We start from the raw sequence: 16954 nt of genomic DNA, 5'->3' as shown, positions 1-16954 counted from the left end.
GACAGGATACAGCCACCCCCAAGTTAATTTTACGGGGTATTGAACCCCGTGAAATTAACAATAGGCATAGGTTTATAGACCAACGATTCTGCATTAGAATCAGTCTCATGACTTTCATCATGAACGACTGCTACCGAATTTATCCAGACGCTAGCCAAGAGCAGACAATGCTGCATTGGCTGGAAATATCTCGCAAGGTGTACAACTACGCTTTGCGGGAAATCAAAGATTGGGTGAATTCGCGTAAATGTAGCTGGGACTATTGTTCGCTGGAACGTGAATACATTATTCCACCCGACAAACTCTTCCCTACCTATTACGCTCAACAAAACGCACTTCCCAAAGCAAAGAAAGAATTTCCTGGATTGGGAGAAGCACCTTCTCAAGTTCTGCAAACTACTATCCGTAGATTGCACGACGCTTGGAATTACTTCCAAAAGAGGGGATTTGGCTTTCCTCGCTTCAAGAAGTTTGGACAAATGAAGTCCATGCTGTTTCCGCAATTCAAAACCAACCCGATTACTGGATGGCAAATCAGTCTTCCCAAAGTCGGGAGAATGCCCATCAACTTGCACCGACCCATCCCAGAAGGGTTTGTGGTCAAGCAAGCGAGGGTCTTGAGGAAAGCGGATAGATGGGAAGTCGTTGTCACGATAGAGTCTGAGGTGTCGATACCAGACGCCCAACCTCATGGAGATGCACTGGGTATCGATTTGGGATTGGAGAAGTTTTTAACTACCTCGGATAGAGAGTTTATCGCTAGACCTCGATTCCTGACATCCTTGTACGGCAAGCTCCAATTACTGCAACGCAAGTATGCCAGAACGAAGACAGGTTCTAAAAATCGTGAGAAGGCTCGACTCAAGGTTGCCAGATTCCACAACCACATCGCTAGTATTCGGAAGGATTGGCAGTTCAAACTGGCTAACCATCTGTGTACCAAAGAAAGTATTGGGATGGTGTTTGTTGAGGACTTGAACTTGAAAGCGATGTCGAGAGGGATGTTGAGAAAACATACCTTAGATGCCGCTGTCGGTCAGTTCCTCAACTTGCTGGAATGGGTAGCGAAGAAACATCAAATCTACTTTGCCCGTGTCAATCCGGATGGAACCTCTCAAACCTGTCCTAAGTGCGGAACGCATACAGGAAAGAAAGAACTTTCCAAACGGGTTCATAAGTGTGATGGTTGTGCGTACGAAACAGCTCGTGATCACGCAGCATCAGAAGTAATCAGGTTGCGCGGTCTAGAACTCATTAGTACGCAGGGACTCTGCGGAATTGAAAACGCCTATGCAGTCTGTCTGCCGGGGATTGATGAAAGTCAGTCTAGGTCAGAGGCGAAACCTCGTAAGAGAAGAACTAGGAATGTCAAATCGTGAGGTTTGGAAGCCTGCCCTATAATCGCAAGATTTAGCGCAGGAGGATGTCACTCTGTTAGGTAGACCGTTAACCACTCTCAGACACTGATTCGCTGCTATGTATTATCTCGTCGCTGTGCTGCCAGACCGCATCAAAGCAGAAGCTGCTTACTCTGCCCTAGAGAAAGAAGGCTTGCCGATGGAGCAAGTGGCCATTCTGGGCAGGGGTTATAAAAGTGCTGATGAATATGGCTTGATTGACCCGAATGAGGAGGCCGGCAAACAAGCTAAACTGATGGCCACTTGGCTGATTCCCTTTGGTTTTGTCGGCGGTTTCATTTTTAACGCGATCACCGGCTTATCAATTGTTTCCTGGGCCGGGGATTTTGGCAATCATTTTATTGGGGGATTTTTCGGTGCCATTGCCGGTGCAATGGGTAGTGTTTTTGTTGGCGGAGGTGTCGGCTTGATGTTTAGAAGCGGTGAGGCTTTGCCTTACCGCAACCGACTTAATGCCGGCAAATATCTGGTTGTCGTCAAAGGTTCTGAAAGCCTAACGCGCCGCGCTACCTCTATCATCCGCCCGTTTGAGCCGGAAAATATCCAAGGTTATGCAGAACCCGGTAGTGTGTAAGAACCCAGCTTGCAAAATGTAAAAAAAGCGTAAAAAGTCAAGTATCTGAGGAGAGAAACTACTGTAAAAATTTTTCTTTGACCTTTTTAAATTTGACTTTTTACGCCCTTCACTCGCCTCCAAACTGAGCAATTAATCCCACGCGTTCAATCGCAATTTTTATCGCTTGGTTAAGTGGCATTTGCTCTTGTCCTAGATGCGGGTCAAGGTTGGCAATCTCATTGCCATATTGGGAAAAATCAGGTGCCGGCACCCCCGCTGTTACGGCTTTCTTCGCAATTTCTACGGTTGCCGGCACCGTTTGTTTATGATGCCGGCAGGCTGCTAATTCTGGCGTTCCTTGCTTATTTTTAACGGTGGCATAGCCAAACAGCCGGCACACAGCCGGTCGCCAAGCATAGACTCCGCAACGACCATTTCCAGGGATGAGAGGATCGCTTTGATAGAAAACACAAACGCCCAGTTCGTTGTGATCGGCAAGTCGCTCTAACCAATACTGTGCCTCGCCTCGACGGAATAATTCTATTGCTAAAGGCAGCATTTCTAGTGGCGTTGCTTCTACTTCAGGATTGGCACAACATCGACCGCAGCCGGCAGGACATTGCAAGCCGGTTGCCGCTTGAAATGCGGTCGTTTCCTCGTCAATTTGTTGGTAGAGTGCGAGTAATCGCTCAATCACATCAGTATTCATAAACTGCGCTCAATGGCGCGGCAAAGGGAATCTATTAATTTTAGATATTAGATAAACAATTAAGGCAGACTCGACTATTTAGGCGTATAAAAAAAGACAAAAATTTATAAAATTCGTAAAAGGCGATCATTTATTCTAGGTATCTCTACAACGAATGATGTTTTAATCGCGCCGCTCAATCGATAGAATCAGAATAGTGATTAAATAAAATACTGCCAGAATGTTGCCAAGAGAAGAACTGTTAAAAGGCGTTGAAAATCGAGACACAGTGGCTCGTGTGATCGACCAAGCGGATCAGGCGATTAAAACGTGGGAAGTTGTCTTGACGGATTTTCTCTCGCCGCCGGTGCAGGCTGAGGCGCAGCAGGCTTTTAAGCGTCTGACAGAGGTGCAGTTGGTTGCCTGGGGTGGCTATCCGCAGGCAGAAAGACAGCGGCTGGGGATTGCCCGCTCAGAATTGCCCTTAGAACCGGCACAAGTGGAAGTGGCAGCGCTGGAGATTGCCGGCAATTTCTTATTCGATACCGCCACTCACCGAGACTTTATGGGGGCGATTTTAGGCACCGGCATTGTGCGAGAAAAGCTCGGTGACGTAATTGTGTTGGGTGAGCGAGGTGCTCAGGCAATTGTCGTGCCGGAGATGGTGGAATTTTTGGAACTCGAACTCAAGCAGGTGCGCTCAGTGCCGGTGAAAACACAGCGGATTGAGTTGAGCGAGCTGAAGATCAAAGAACCCAAAAAGAAAGAATTAACCACGGTAGAGGCTTCCTTAAGGCTGGATGCGGTGGCTTCTGCAGGCTTTGGGATGTCTCGTAGCAAAATGGTCGATTTAATTGCTGCCGGTGATGTGCGCGTAAATTGGAAAGAAACCACCCAATCTAGCCAGCCGGTTAAATCAGGAGATTTAATTGCAATTCGTGGCAAAGGACGCCTTGAAGTTGGAGAAGTGGCTATTACCAAAAAAGAGCGATATCGCGTTCAACTCACCCGATATATTTAAGCTCAGCTAAAGCGCATTTAATTCCCTATTTTATGGGAGACTCCTAAATCTCCCATTCCACACTCACTTCCTCTCTCCCGGCAGACAACGGTATAGCTGATAAGGAACACCCACGCGGTAATAATGGGCGGCATCGATTGTACAAACAATTTGCTGAGACTCAGCGGTGAGTGGTGTTAAGGCAAATAGCTGCTGTGGATAGTCTTGTTGTTGCAGCAATTCGGGTGCAACCACCCACAAATTGAGCGGGAGTGCCGGCAGTGGTAGTTGAGATAAGTTTTGCCAAACTTGCTCGTAATCTGTTTCCTGCTGCAAAAAAGCCATATAAGAACCGGCATTTTCAGGGAGATCATGTTTGTGAATTTCTAAAGCAAAGCTCACCCCTAGCGCTACATCTTGAAAGGTTTTATATGCCACGACAACTAGGCGGGAAATAGCCGGCTCTAAGCTCATATCTAGCCCAACTCGCTGGGGATGAAAAGGCTTTTTAAAAGCTAAATCAGAAGTAACACAAAGGCAACTAATGATGCCAACCAATAACAGTGTAAAGGGTGTAATCCATCGTGTTAACGGCCTTTTTTTGGGCATTTTCACGCGGGCATTTTGCATTTTCCAAAGGCTTGCTCCGAGTAAGGCACAAAAAGCAGGATAGTAGACAAAGTGATATCGAGGGGCAATCGTAATATCCTTGTTTAATAGATAAACAATTGCCAGAAATGCCAGCAGCACCCAAAGTGTGAAGCTAAGCAGAGTTCGGGTTGCCGGCAGGGTTTCTGAATTGCCCCAGAGTTTTTTCAATCCCGCAAAAAAAAGCCATCCCATCCCCAATCCGAACAAAAGTATGAAGAAGCCGGCAGGAATTATAATCCAAAGAGGTTGCTTTTCCACCGGCAGCATCACAACCATTGTCAGCCAGCCGGCAAGGGTTTGATAGAACGGGGCAATATTGTGGGGTTGCGGTAGCCAATTGGTTTCAGAACGCCCAAAATGACCGATCAAAATTGGCAACCAAGGGATAAACAAGGCAAAGGGCAGAAACCCAAAAATTAAACTATTTTGCAGTTTGTATTTTAGATTTCGGCTGGGGGAGCTAACATTAAAAATTAAAACGAGCGGTTGGGCGATTAGGGCAAGAATAAAAAAGTAGTGAACATAAAGACCAAGGGTGTTAACAATAACCCAACTCGCCCAAATAAGAGGTCGGCTGCGCTGCCGGTTATCAAAGTCTTGCTGAATGAGAGTTAATGCTACTAAAGCCAGGGTAATTAATAACACCGGCAGCGTGTAGTGTCGTGCTTCTTGAGACAGGTAAACGCTATAAGGAGAAACCGCCATAACAGCAGCCGCAATTAATCCTGCTGCCGGGGAGAAAGCAAGACGATTTAGCCAATAAACCGCAGCAATTGAAGCCACACCGAATAATGCCGGCAGAGATCGTAACTGCCATGCTAACTCCCAATTTCCGTCAGATGCAGAAAGCCAGTTAAACTGATTCAGCCAAATCAACCAGCGATGCATCAAGCAAAAAAATAGTGGCGGATGTGTTGATTGAATGGCAAGGTTGTGAGAAATTTGGTTGCAGGTGGTTTCTGGATTTAGTGTAAAAATTTCCTTTAATTGTTCAATCTTAAACACTGCATCCAGGGGGATGTCATAGTAGTTGCGTCCCAAGCTGAACAAAGCGGTAATCACTTCATCCAGCCACAGGGATTTGAAGTCAAGCTGAGCGAAGCGCAGGACACCGCCCAAGGCAATCACCCCAGCCAGCGCTAGGTAATGTTGAAAAAATCGCATTCTGTCAGGCAGTAGGCAAGCTAGCAACAAATAATAGGCTTTCTGGTTTCCTATCGCCCCTAAGCCTACCGCCTATCGCCTACTTGTACCGTAGTTTTCCCAGAAAATTATTTAATTCCGCCACTAACCATTCTTTTTCCGCCGGCATTAACTTTGTTCCAAAACGGTACTTTTTCGCTCCCTCTACTAAAGTGCCAGAAAAAGGATCGCAGCGAAGTTCTATATTTTCCGTTCGTCCCTTGACTTGGTGACTAACAACACCCAGTAACTTCCAACGCAGCCGGAAGGTTTGCAGGTCTATCTCTAATTGCTCACTAAGAATGATCCTGGACAGGCAAGATTCTATCGCACTCACGCAAATAATTACTCCTGGAATTCCCACAGCAAACCTGAATGACATATCAAGCAAGGGTAACAAGGAGATTATTCCTGAACTTATGTAGAAAATTACCCAACATATCATCAATACATAGAAGCTGATAAATACACCTTCGATGACTAGGGTAAGAGAATCGTGGAATCTATAAGGTGGAATATCTACAACTAAACGTGAGGCAGTTTTGTTCAAAACGATGCGACTACCGGCTGGTTGCTGAAGAGTGGATGATCGAGGATAAATCATTTCTCGTTCACCTAATAGCACTGCCAGCGCTTCCTTTGCTGAAGTGAACCGATCTTCCACAGCCGGCTCAATGAGGGTTTCTATCCAGCCGGCAAAGTCATCTGAGATGTTAACTTGAGAGCGAAATTCAATTTTAAGCCGGCGCTGGGGCAAATCTGCCGGCGATTGGTGTGTTAGCAAAAATAATAAAGTTGCCCCTAAACCGTACAAATCTGTTGCCGGTTCTGCGTGCCCCCGAAATTGTTCCGGTGCCATATATCCATAAGTACCCACTACCGTACTGCTGCCGGCAAATGTATGCCGGTAAGTGTCTTGTACCGCCCCAAAATCAACTAAAGAAACTTGCCCATCTTCCGCCAGAATAATATTTTGTGGCTTAATATCTCGGTGAATCACCGGCGGCGTTAAACTGTGCAGATAGCTAAGGATTTCTAACACTCGAATTGCCAGTTTTTGCGCTTCACCTTCCGACGCCCGCCAGCCGGCTTCTACTAGCGCCGAGAGTGACTTCCCCGGTGCAATTTCCTGAACCAAATAGAAACTACGATCACTGGCGGTATCCACCTGAAAGTAATCTAAGTAAGCCGGAATGCTTGGATGATTGAGTTCTGAGAGTACCCGCGCCTCTCGTTCAAACAATTCTAGAACCTTCCAATCCCTCAGCCGGCGTAGTGATACTTCCTTCAGTGCCACTCGCTTGCCGGTTTCCTGATCTTCAGCTTCATAAGTGATACCAATCCCACCCTGCCCTAAAATATTGGTGAGCCGGTATCGGTCAGCAATGATGTCTCCCATCTGGTGCAGTGGTTCCATAAGAGCGCAGCGCATCCCACTAACAACTCATCAATTAATATACTCTCAAACTTGTTAAAAGAAAAAGATACAAACAGAGAATTGGCATTTTTACAACTTCTCTTATCTCATCCCAGCCTCTTTTCTGCAAAATTTTTAATAAAAAAATACAAATATTAACGATAACCTACTGAGAAGCATACACCATTTGTCGGTTAACCCTATCTGCAATCATCTATAATGATTAATCATTTGTATCTGCCTAACGGCCCGCTGCGCTATCATCGGCGTATGTCTCACGGCCCGCTGCGCTATCATCTACAGTAAAAAAAATCAACCTTTACAAAAAACTTTGAAAAAATTCTTTTCTTGGAATCAGCCTAATAGCCCTTATAAAGTAAAAGAAGAAAACACGTCAAACCCTTACTCCAACGATCTGGAAATTGATCGGGCAGTGCAGATAGAAATGGGCAAACAAGAACTTTACGGGCTAGCTATTGGCATCGTTAAAGATGAAGAAATTATTTATTTAAAAGGTTATGGCTACGAAGACTTTGAAAACAAAGTGCCGGTGGAAGCTCATAAAACCATGTTCCGTTGGGCGTCCCTGTCAAAATCAGTAACAAGTGTTGCAGCAATGCAAGCTGTGTTTGCCGGCACCCTCGATCTCGATACAGACGTAAGAAATTATGTGCCTGAATATAAATTCCCAAATAGTTACGCTTATCCCTTAGAAAATGGCAAGTTTCAGAGACAACCGCTTCCCAATTCTCCGAGCTTATACATTACCCCTCGAATGCTTCTTAACCATACTTCAGGGATCAAAGACTTTAGGAATGGTCCAAATGAAGCGGGTGTTCCTCCAGATCATTTAATTAATGATCCCAATGTTAACACCGGCATCTTTTGGGCAGGAGAATATTTTTGGAATGATCCCGATCATTTGCTTTATATTCCCGGCACTCAATACAGTTATTCCGTTTACGGCTACACCCTTGCGGGAATGGTGATTGAGCGTGCCGGCAATACATCTCAGTCTTATTGGGAAAAAGTGCGTGACAAAATAGCCGTGCCGTTTGGTATGACACCGGCATCCATTCCCAATCACCCTGAAGCCGGTTATTTATCAGAAAGTTGCTTTCAACCAGATTGGGAATGGGTGAATATTCCACGTCGGGCAATTGGATATATTTATAATGAAAAAACGAAAGAATATGCAAGAGTTGAAAGTAAAGATGTGAGTTGGAGATTACCGGCTGGCGGGTTTATTTCCACCGTTGAAAATTTGGCACAATATTGCAACGGGTTGATGAATCGAGAAGATCTGCTGCCGGCACAGTTTAAAAAAGATGTTCTTTTGAAAAGCGGCGAAGGTAGAAACCGTATTGTCGCTATCGGCGCTCAGCCAAAAACGAGAACCCGCTTCATAATTTATCCAGATGAACGTCTGGCATTTGTGGCGATGAGTAACTCGGAATGGGCTAATTTGAAAAAAGTTTGTGAGGTTTTAGAGAAGGCTTGCAGAAAGAAAAAGCGATTCTTAAATAAATGAAATTTTGACACAAAGCCAAAGGCTGGTGGTATGACAACAATGCCAGCATTTTTTTGTATAAATTGAAATAAATTTTTAATTTCAAAGCTAGCTAATAAAAAGCAATAAAACCTCAAACATAGCTAATAAATCAAAACATCAAGGAGAAAGAATTTTTCTTGTTATCCAAAATTTTGTATAAAATAATACAAACTAATTTCATCTAAAAATCATTCCTTTGGAAGAATCTACAGAAAACGAATACAGTTACAATCACAATTGGCTTATAAGTTTAGATATTTGTGTCAGGCAATACAAACTCATACTAATTAAATATTTATATGCTAAAAAATTGGCTGTCTAGTATATTCAGTCAAGTCGAAAATGAGAGCTTAGGGGAAGCAATCCCTCTTACCCTTCAGGAAATCCAAGAAGATCGGGCATCATCAGAGACAGCACTTCTGGCAAACGCGCCTCAAAAAATTTCTAAGCCGGCAATTCGCTCAAGCCTGAAAGCAATAACGCTCGAAGGTATCTTCGCCACGATTTTTTACAGCATCATCGGCGGCGCATTGCTCAGCAATTTCTTGCTCGGTTTAGGTGCCGGTCCTGTAGAAATCGGGATGCTAGCCTCGATTCCTCAGTTAACGAATCTGCTGCAACCGTTAGGAGCATATATAGCAGATCGGATGAAAAGCCGGCACTGGTATTCCATCTGGATTTTCGGCCCATCACGACTGCTGTGGTTGATTCTCGTGCCGGCACTTTGGTTCGGAGGCTCGTTTCATATCACTAACCACCGGCTGGTGCAGCTAACACTGGCCATTATTTGGATCACCAATATCATGGAAGCTTTGGGCCGAGCTTCTTGGTTCAGCTGGTTGGCTGCCTTAGTCCCTCAGCGATTGCGGGGCCGGTATTTTGGCTTTCGCAACAGTGCGATCAGCTTGACCAATCTTATTGGTGTGCCGGTGGTGGGTTTAGTGATCTCAAAGTGGCCTGGTGGAACGCTCCAAGGTTACAGCGCTGTCTTAGTTCTAGCGATTGCGGTGGGGTTAGTCAGCCTGTGCTTTCAGTTCTTTATGGCCGATGTGAACCCGCAGCTAGTACATCTCACCCATTCAGATACCGCCCAAAAGTCGTCCACAGGGAGTGTTTTTAGCTTCCTCAAAGACGCCAATTATTTGAAGTTTTTGCTTTACTCTGCTCTATGGAGCTTTGCGGTCAATGTTAGCGCACCCTTCTTTAACCTCTATCTGCTCGATGACTTAGCAATAGATGTCAGCGTGGTTACGCTTTATGGCAGCTTAGGAGCCGGTGCTAACTTGCTAATGCTAGTTTTCTGGGGGAAACTGGCTGATCGGGTGGGAAATCGGCCCCTGATGATCGCCGTCGGGGTTTTGGTAGCGCTAACACCGCTACTCTGGCTGGAAGCTGGAACTGCCCCAATTTTCCTTTGGGTTTGGTTCCCCCTGTTGCATATCGTCGGCGGTGGGACATGGGCAGCAATTGATCTGTGCAGCAGCAATCTTTTGATGGGAGTGGCACCCCTGCGAAATCAGTCTATTTACTTTGCGATCGCGGCGGCGGTTCCTGGTGTCACCGGCGCAATGGGAATCACGCTTGGTGGCTTTCTCGCAACTGTCAGTGAGTTCAATGGCTTGCCGGGGCTGTTTGCCCTCTCAGCCGTCCTGCGGCTGGTTGCTCTCCTGCCTTTGGTTTTTGTTCATGAGCAACGCGCTGTCTCTCTGGGTAAGTTTTGGCAGCTTCTGTTACCAGCTTGGTGGCGAAGGCTAGCCATTGAACCGGGTGATATTCGTTTTCAACCATTCATCCTTGAAGAAGCTGAGCCTTTAGAACAAACACCAACAGAACAATCACCCGAAACTTTGCCGGCAAGCGATCTGCCTGATTCTCACCTCTAATTTTTGCCAGAATTTTAAGGCTAAAGGAAGAATCTCCTCGATAATTACCAGGCAAACACTCAACTTTTCACTTCTATCTTTCACTCTCTTACTTTCACCTCGTGAACTCTGGAAAGAGACTTGTGTTTTCTAAATCGTTTCCACCCTGCCCTAAAAGATTGATGAGCCGGTATCGCTCAGCAATGATGTCTCCTATCTGGTGCAGTGGTTCCCTAAGAACGCAGTTCATCCCACTAACAACTTATCAATCAATATACTCCCAAACTTGTTAAAAGAAAAAGATACAAAAAGACCAGCAGTATTCTTGCACGGCCTATCTCATTTCATCCCAGCCCTAGTAATACCAGTTCTTGAAATAGGTACTACGCATCGGATAGAATAGTACGTTGAATAGAGTTTGAGGAAAAAAATGGCAGGAGTTTATCAGCTAGAAATCACAGAAAGTGAAAGCGAACTCAAAAAACGACTGAGCCAAGAAAAAACCGCATCAGGAAAAGAAAGATTACAAGTGTTGTACCTACTCAAAACAAAAAAAGCTAAAACGGTCAAAGAAGCCGCAGAACTGATTGGCAGAAATCGAGTCACAGTCCAAGATTGGTTAACCAAATACCGTCAAGGAGGACTCATTGAACTTTTAGCGAAAAAAGTCAGCACAGGAAGACCTAGAAAAATCCCAGCGTGGGCAGAAAAAGAACTACAGAAAAAACTCCAGTCGCCAAGGGGATTCGACAGTTATGGAGAAATTTGCTCATGGTTGAGAGAGAAGCTAGGGATAGAAGCCAATTATAAAACAGTCCATCAATTAGTATATTATCGACTCAAAGCCGCCCCAAAAATAGCCAGACCAAAAAGCACAGAACAGTCAGAGGAAAGATTAAAAGATTTTAAAAAAACTTTTTAGAAAACCTAGCCATGCTGAGCGTAATAGCAGTAACCATCATGGGGTTAGGGAAAAAGATCAGATTTTTCTGTCAAGATGAAACCCGAATAGGACTAAAAACAATAAGTGGCAGAAGAATTACTTGCCCGGGGGTAAAACCCATAGGAAAAGTGCAATGGAAATTCCAAGGAACATATATATATGGGGTGGTTGAACCCGAAACCGGAGAGCATTTCTTTTATGAGTTTACCCATTTGAATAGTCAATGCTTTCAGATATTTTTAGAATTGGTAGCCCAAAGATTTCCGGATAGCGTATTGATTATTCAATTAGATAATGTCAGGTTTCATAAAGCGAAAAAACTGAAAATACCGAATAACATTATTTTAATGTTTCAGCCGCCGCACACACCGGAATCAAACCCAATAGAACAAGTGTGGCAGTATCTTAAGCGAGGTTTGAGATGGGAATTACCAAAGACTTTAGATGAGTTGAGGAGTTTAATTAGTAAACAACTGGAACAATTGACGAAAGAAGTTATTAAATCAATAGCGGGAAGAGCCTATATTCTTGAGGCTCTATCTGTAGTTAACGTTTAGAGAATTGGTATAACCTTTTCCCAAAAAAGAGTATGACCAACATCTGGATTGATCTGCGGTTAAAAAAATAAATCCTCGCCCCAACGAATTAAGCATCTGTATTCATCTGTTTTCAAAGGAGTATAAGCAAACAAAATTTAGTCTGAGTCCTCTAAAAAGTACCGATGCTGTTAGTTAGAGATTTGAATCCCATTCGGTTACTCGGTGCGATAGGTGTTAGGCAAGTCTGCAAAGGCTTCGAGAATGGCAAGTTGAGACATACAACTCCGGGGGATGAGTACGATACTTTACTAACATATCCACTACTCAACTAGAATGAAACAGCCCTGGCCGGTATCTACAAATTTCAGCTTAAGCCTTGTGAGCTTTCTTACAATACGTCTTCACTTTTAAAACATTCTCTTAGGTTTATGGCTGCCTAGGATTGACAGGGCGACAATTTTCAGTCTAATATTATTTTTTCCAATACTCTCGAATCAAAACCGTCAGTCTTTCATTGTAGTATCAAGATTTGTATTAACCCAAATCCTAGGAGATTAACAGATATGAGTACAACTCCCGGCTTACCCCTCTGGGTGCAAGATAGAGAAGAAGTTTTGAAACAGGATGACGGAGTAGAATGGCGGTACGGAAGTCGTCCAGACTATTCTCACACTAATGCTTCCTTGGAAAAGGAAAAGAAACACAATCATGTTGAAGGGTCTTTGAATGCGATCGCCTATAATCTGGTGAGAACATTTGAAATGGAAGCATCCTTCAAAACCAATCCCCAACAATGGATCTCTGTCGTTACGGATAAATTCCGTATGAGAACTAATGGAGGAAAAGAATACACAGCCGAAGAGATTGTAGATCAGGGAACCTATAATCTCTTTCTAGAAAACTCAGACCACTACCGCGCGTCTGATGAAACCTTTCAATCCTCCTACAACCTCTTTCACACAGCTTTTCCCGACGGTTTTCACTGGGAATTAATCGAAGTCGTTGCAGGGCCTCCTAGCGTTGTGTTTAAGTGGAGACACTGGGGTATCTTTAAGGGATCTTACAAAGATCATCAAGGGAAAGGAGAAACTATTGAAATTATTGGTCTTAGTATTGCTAAAGTCACAGAGGATTTAAAAATTGAGTCTGTAGAACATTTCTTTGACACCAATAATTTCTTAACAGGGTTAACGAGAGGAGGATGTCCCGTAAGTCATTAATCAAAGGAAGAGGTCATCTTGTTTCCGCTGGCGTTGTAATGCAACCGTCTCGTTCGCTTTCGCTAATTATAGCGAGCGAGACGATCACTTTCGCTACTGTATGATTCCGATGTAACCGGATTTGAAGCGAAACCCAACGAAAGCATCCCATCAGAGCCATTCTGCTATAGATAATTACCAAGCACCGGCTCGACCTTTATTTCTCCCCTTCACTCCCTTACTTTCGTCTCATTAACCGTCGCAAGAGACTTGTGTTTTCTAAATCGTTGAAAGCCATAGATAGCCGCACCCCCTAACAGCAAATAAGGGCTGAAAGCAACTAACCAAATGCTCAAAGCAAGTAAAGCTAAACTAAATTCACTCACTGACTGAGTTGCTTGTCCCCAGGTTTCCTGCATCCGCAAACCTAGGGCCGGCTCCGTCTCAGACGAAGCAGAAACAGCCGCTTCTAAATTTAGCAAAATAGTCGAGTACGCAACCTGATCTCGCAGTTTTTTTAACTGAGCATCAATGCGCTCAATCTCATCGCGAATGGTATTTACTTGTTGAGATGCCTTCAAAACATCCCCAATAGAACCAGATCGCTCCATTATTTTTAAAGTCAATTCTTCAGATTTTCGTAAATTTCGCAGCCGCGCATCTAAATCGACTAACTGATTAGAAACATCCTCTGCGGTGAGGGTTTGTTTTTGCACAGTTCCTAATCTATTTAAAGCATCTAACGTAGCTTCAAGTTTGTTTTGTGGCACCCGAATTCGCATGGATGCTGTGTGCCGCATACTGGAATCTTGAGGCTTTTGATTCTGAAATCCCAAGATATCACCCTGCTGGGTTTGGGCGATTGCAGAAACTTCTTTCATGGTTTTGTCAATGGATTTAACCATGAGAGTTAGTCCTGCATTTTTAATCAGTTGGGGTGGAGCTTTCGGCACTTCAGCAGCCGCGACAGCCTGATTTGCTGGTGCTGGAGCACTTGCCGGCGACATGGGAGGACTTGCCATAGAGGCGTTGTATTGACTGGCTTGCTGGGCACAGCTTCCCATCATGACGGCAGATAGCACTGCAAGCAGCAAGACAACACTAAAACGCTGGCTGCCGGCACAGGTTTGAGGCGGGTTTAATCGGGCAAAATATTGGGCAGATTTGGGTTTGAAGTCAATTTTCATAAGGATTTGTTTAGCGAAAATCGAGTGCTGTTTCCTGGGTGTACCCAAGTTAACCTCAAATAAATCGTGTGTACATAACTGATACAAAAATTGAAACGCCAACAGTTGGGGTAGGGCGAGTTTACAGGGAAATTAAGGGACGATAGGCGTTAAATGCCGGCTAAACCCGCTGCTATATTCATATTTTTGTCAGCTGTCTAACGAGATAACGGGATTTTCCGAATTGCTATTTAAGAGATAAACTCAAAATTACGACCGGCTCAAAATTCCGCCGCCAAGCAAACGATGCCAAAAGATTCAGATAAAAATATTACCCATTCAGAGAGTGCGGATACCGAGACGCAAGCACTCACACCGGCAGCGCTACGCGAGTTAGCTGTGCGTCGCATTCGGGAGGGACTGCGATCGGGACAGCAGCAAATGACGGACTGGCAAGGTGGCCCTTTGGCGGTTTCCGCTGTTCCTGGTGCCGGCAAATCGACAGGCATGGCGGCTGCCGCAGCTTTGGCAATTGCAAATAACCAGTTACACACCCGCCGGCAGTTGGTTGTTGTCACCTTTACCCGTGCCGCTGCTGCCAATATTAAAGCTAAAATTCGCGAATATCTGAAAAATTTATCATTACCCTATTCCGGGTTTACGGTCAATACATTGCATGGCTTGGCGTTGAACATTGCCACTCGCCATCCAGAACTTTCACATTTAAGCCTCGATACTGCCACATTAGTAACGCCGACTCAAAATCACCGGCTAATTCGCACTTGTGTGGAACAGTGGATCGCCGCAAATCCGCGCCGGTATCAAAGATTACTCGAAGGGCGGCAATTTGATGGAGAGGAAACAGAAAGACTACGCCGGCAATCTGTTTTACGCACAGAAGTGTTGCCAAATTTGGCAATGACTGTGATTCACGAAGCCAAATCATCGGGTTGCTTACCGCAAGATTTATTCACGATGAGCGAGGGTATTTCAGAGGATGAATATGAGATTTTAACCATTGCCGCCGGCTTATATGAAAATTATCAAAATTTGCTACAATCTCGTGATTTTATCGATTACGATGACATGATTTTAGCAGCCTTGCGCGTCCTTGAAAATGAAGGGACAAGGCAATTGTGGCAAAACCAAGTCTTTGCCGTTTTTGAAGATGAAGCCCAAGATTCGTCACCCTTGCAAACTCGGTTACTAGAAATCCTCGCAACTCAGTCGCGCAGAGGAAGAGATGGAGAAAGAGGCAAACTAACCAATGCCCAATTCCCAATCCCCAATGCCCCATTTCCAACTTTAAATCTAGTCCGAGTAGGAGATCCAAATCAAGCAATTAATTCTACGTTTACACCGGCTGATCCCAAATACTTTCGGGAATTCTGTAAGGATTGTGCAACTGAAAACCGGCGCGTGAAAATGTATGAAGCCGGTCGCAGTTCTCAAATTATTATTGAGGCGGCTAATTTTGTCTTAAAATGGGTGAATAATTCTCATTTAGCGGGAAGTGAACCGCCTTTTGAGGAGCAGCAAATTAACCGGGTTGATGTGGGAGATCCGCAAGCGAATGCGAACCCCGATCCGGTCGGTCATGGCTTGGAAATTTACACGCCCCGCGATATTTATAATACCGTTCAGTTGATAGGAGCGCGGGTTATTGAGTTATTTGCTGAAAACCCAGAAAGTACGGCAGCAGTTTTAGTGCGAGAAAACCGGCAAGGCGAATGGTTAGGCAACGAACTCAGCCGCCAATATAAAGACAAGATCGATGTTTATGATGTGGTGCAGCAGGAACGGCGTTCTCATGTGCCGGCTCAAATTTTAGCAATGCTGCAATTCCTTGATCGGCCTCATTCTCCAGATTACTTGAAAGCGGCGCTAACGGTACTGGTGGAACGCCGGCTAATTCCCACTCAAGACCTTAACACTTTAGCAAGTTTACCCGAACAATTCCTCTATCCCGGCCCTCTTGATCCGCAACCGCAACCGCAGCCGGTTGAGCAAGCACGTCGCTACTGTTGTAGTTTACTTCGCGCTCGGATGGAATTACCGATTTATAATTTAATTTCATTTCTAGCTTTGGCGCTGAATTATAACCAAGCAGAGTTAGCAACAGCGGATAAATTAGCAGAAAGAGTTGCTCAACAAAATGCCGGAAATAGTTCCATGAGTTCTGTGCTGACAGTTTTGAGTGATATTGTCAGTTCAGAGCGATTTGAAGGGGTGGAAACAGATGATAATGAGTCACTTTATACGCAAGCCGGCAAGCTGACAATTATCACGATGCACAAGGCAAAAGGGTTAGATTGGGATTACGTTTTTCTCCCATTTTTGCACGAACAAACGATTCCAGGCCGATTGTGGGTGCCGCCTCAAGTACAGTTTCTTGGAGAGTTCACACTGGCGGAAGTTGCTAGGGCAAAGATTCGTGCCGGCTTACATAAGAAACCTATTCCAGATGTTGGCAATGCTTGGGAACAAGCCGGTTATTTAAAAACAGCAGAAGAGTTTCGTTTGCTTTATGTGGCGATGACGCGCGCGAAGCGTTTGCTGTGGATGTCTGCGGCTCAAAAAGCGCCTTTTACCTGGAATAAACCGAATAACTTAGAAGATAAAAAACCCTGTCCTGTGCTGCCGGCACTCAAAGGCCGGTTTCCCAATTCTGTAATGCATTTATCTGCTGAAACTATCCTGGGTTTTTAGTTATTTGAATTGTTAACAGTAAGCCGGCATAAATGTAAAACCGGCACCCCAAATCTGCAGATGCCGGCATAA

At 44.7% G+C, this 16954-nt stretch carries 13 protein-coding genes; 9 read left to right on the top strand and 4 right to left on the bottom strand.

All coding sequences use genetic code 11. The annotated features are described in order from the left end of the window. The first annotated feature begins 107 nt into the window (after positions 1-107). Together H6F73_RS20940 and H6F73_RS20935 are read left to right on the top strand one after the other, a co-directional pair. The gene (locus H6F73_RS20940) at positions 108-1379 is read left to right on the top strand and encodes a transposase (protein WP_242072585.1); all 1272 of its coding nucleotides are present in this window, start codon (positions 108-110) and stop codon (positions 1377-1379) included. Positions 1380-1476: 97 nt separating this feature from the next. Next, positions 1477-1992: a hypothetical protein gene (locus tag H6F73_RS20935; RefSeq protein ID WP_190760709.1), complete on the top strand. Its 516-nt coding sequence runs from the start codon at positions 1477-1479 to the stop codon at positions 1990-1992. 109 nt (positions 1993-2101) lie between these two features. Here H6F73_RS20935 and H6F73_RS20930 read toward each other — a convergent pair whose 3' ends face one another. Then, a complete protein-coding gene (locus tag H6F73_RS20930; RefSeq protein ID WP_190760708.1) occupies positions 2102-2683 on the bottom strand; it encodes a YkgJ family cysteine cluster protein in 582 nt (193 codons plus the stop codon). A 220-nt stretch (positions 2684-2903) separates the two neighbouring features. On the opposite strand from H6F73_RS20930, the gene H6F73_RS20925 reads away from it, so the two are divergent. Then, the gene (locus H6F73_RS20925) at positions 2904-3683 is read left to right on the top strand and encodes a photosystem II S4 domain protein (protein WP_190760707.1); all 780 of its coding nucleotides are present in this window, start codon (positions 2904-2906) and stop codon (positions 3681-3683) included. Positions 3684-3746: 63 nt separating this feature from the next. Here the strand turns inward: H6F73_RS20925 and H6F73_RS20920 are convergent, their stop codons facing one another. Beyond that, positions 3747-5477, bottom strand: coding sequence for a glycosyltransferase family 39 protein (locus H6F73_RS20920; RefSeq protein WP_190760706.1), 1731 nt, complete (start codon positions 5475-5477; stop codon positions 3747-3749). Positions 5478-5556: 79 nt separating this feature from the next. Then, complete coding sequence (locus tag H6F73_RS20915) at positions 5557-6912, bottom strand: serine/threonine-protein kinase (protein WP_190760705.1); 1356 nt, start codon at positions 6910-6912, stop codon at positions 5557-5559. A gap of 331 nt (positions 6913-7243) precedes the next feature. Between H6F73_RS20915 and H6F73_RS20910 the strand changes: the two genes are divergently transcribed. From H6F73_RS20910 to H6F73_RS20895, 5 genes are all read left to right on the top strand, one after another. Further along, positions 7244-8443 carry a serine hydrolase domain-containing protein gene (locus tag H6F73_RS20910; RefSeq protein WP_190760704.1) on the top strand — a complete coding sequence of 400 codons (1200 nt, stop codon included), beginning with the start codon at positions 7244-7246 and terminating at the stop codon, positions 8441-8443. A gap of 320 nt (positions 8444-8763) precedes the next feature. Continuing rightward, positions 8764-10347 (top strand): MFS transporter, encoded by a 1584-nt coding sequence (locus H6F73_RS20905; RefSeq protein WP_190760703.1) that lies wholly within the window; start codon positions 8764-8766, stop codon positions 10345-10347. A 409-nt stretch (positions 10348-10756) separates the two neighbouring features. Next, positions 10757-11248, top strand: coding sequence for a helix-turn-helix domain-containing protein (locus tag H6F73_RS26115; protein ID WP_199330706.1), 492 nt, complete (start codon positions 10757-10759; stop codon positions 11246-11248). Positions 11249-11259: 11 nt separating this feature from the next. Next, complete coding sequence (locus H6F73_RS26110; RefSeq protein WP_199330705.1) at positions 11260-11826, top strand: IS630 family transposase; 567 nt, start codon at positions 11260-11262, stop codon at positions 11824-11826. Between the two features lie 545 nt (positions 11827-12371). Beyond that, positions 12372-13028, top strand: coding sequence for a SnoaL-like polyketide cyclase (locus H6F73_RS20895; protein ID WP_190760702.1), 657 nt, complete (start codon positions 12372-12374; stop codon positions 13026-13028). A 209-nt stretch (positions 13029-13237) separates the two neighbouring features. Here H6F73_RS20895 and H6F73_RS20890 read toward each other — a convergent pair whose 3' ends face one another. Further along, positions 13238-14194: a DUF4349 domain-containing protein gene (locus H6F73_RS20890; protein ID WP_190760701.1), complete on the bottom strand. Its 957-nt coding sequence runs from the start codon at positions 14192-14194 to the stop codon at positions 13238-13240. 285 nt (positions 14195-14479) lie between these two features. On the opposite strand from H6F73_RS20890, the gene H6F73_RS20885 reads away from it, so the two are divergent. Continuing rightward, positions 14480-16882, top strand: coding sequence for an ATP-dependent helicase (locus tag H6F73_RS20885; RefSeq protein WP_190760700.1), 2403 nt, complete (start codon positions 14480-14482; stop codon positions 16880-16882). Positions 16883-16954: the final 72 nt, after the last annotated feature.

This window comes from Microcoleus sp. FACHB-68 (assembly GCF_014695715.1).
GTDB lineage: Bacteria > Cyanobacteriota > Cyanobacteriia > Cyanobacteriales > Oscillatoriaceae > FACHB-68.
The sequence above is the reverse complement of the archived record's forward strand: the minus strand, read 5'-3'. Positions and strand labels throughout refer to the sequence as shown.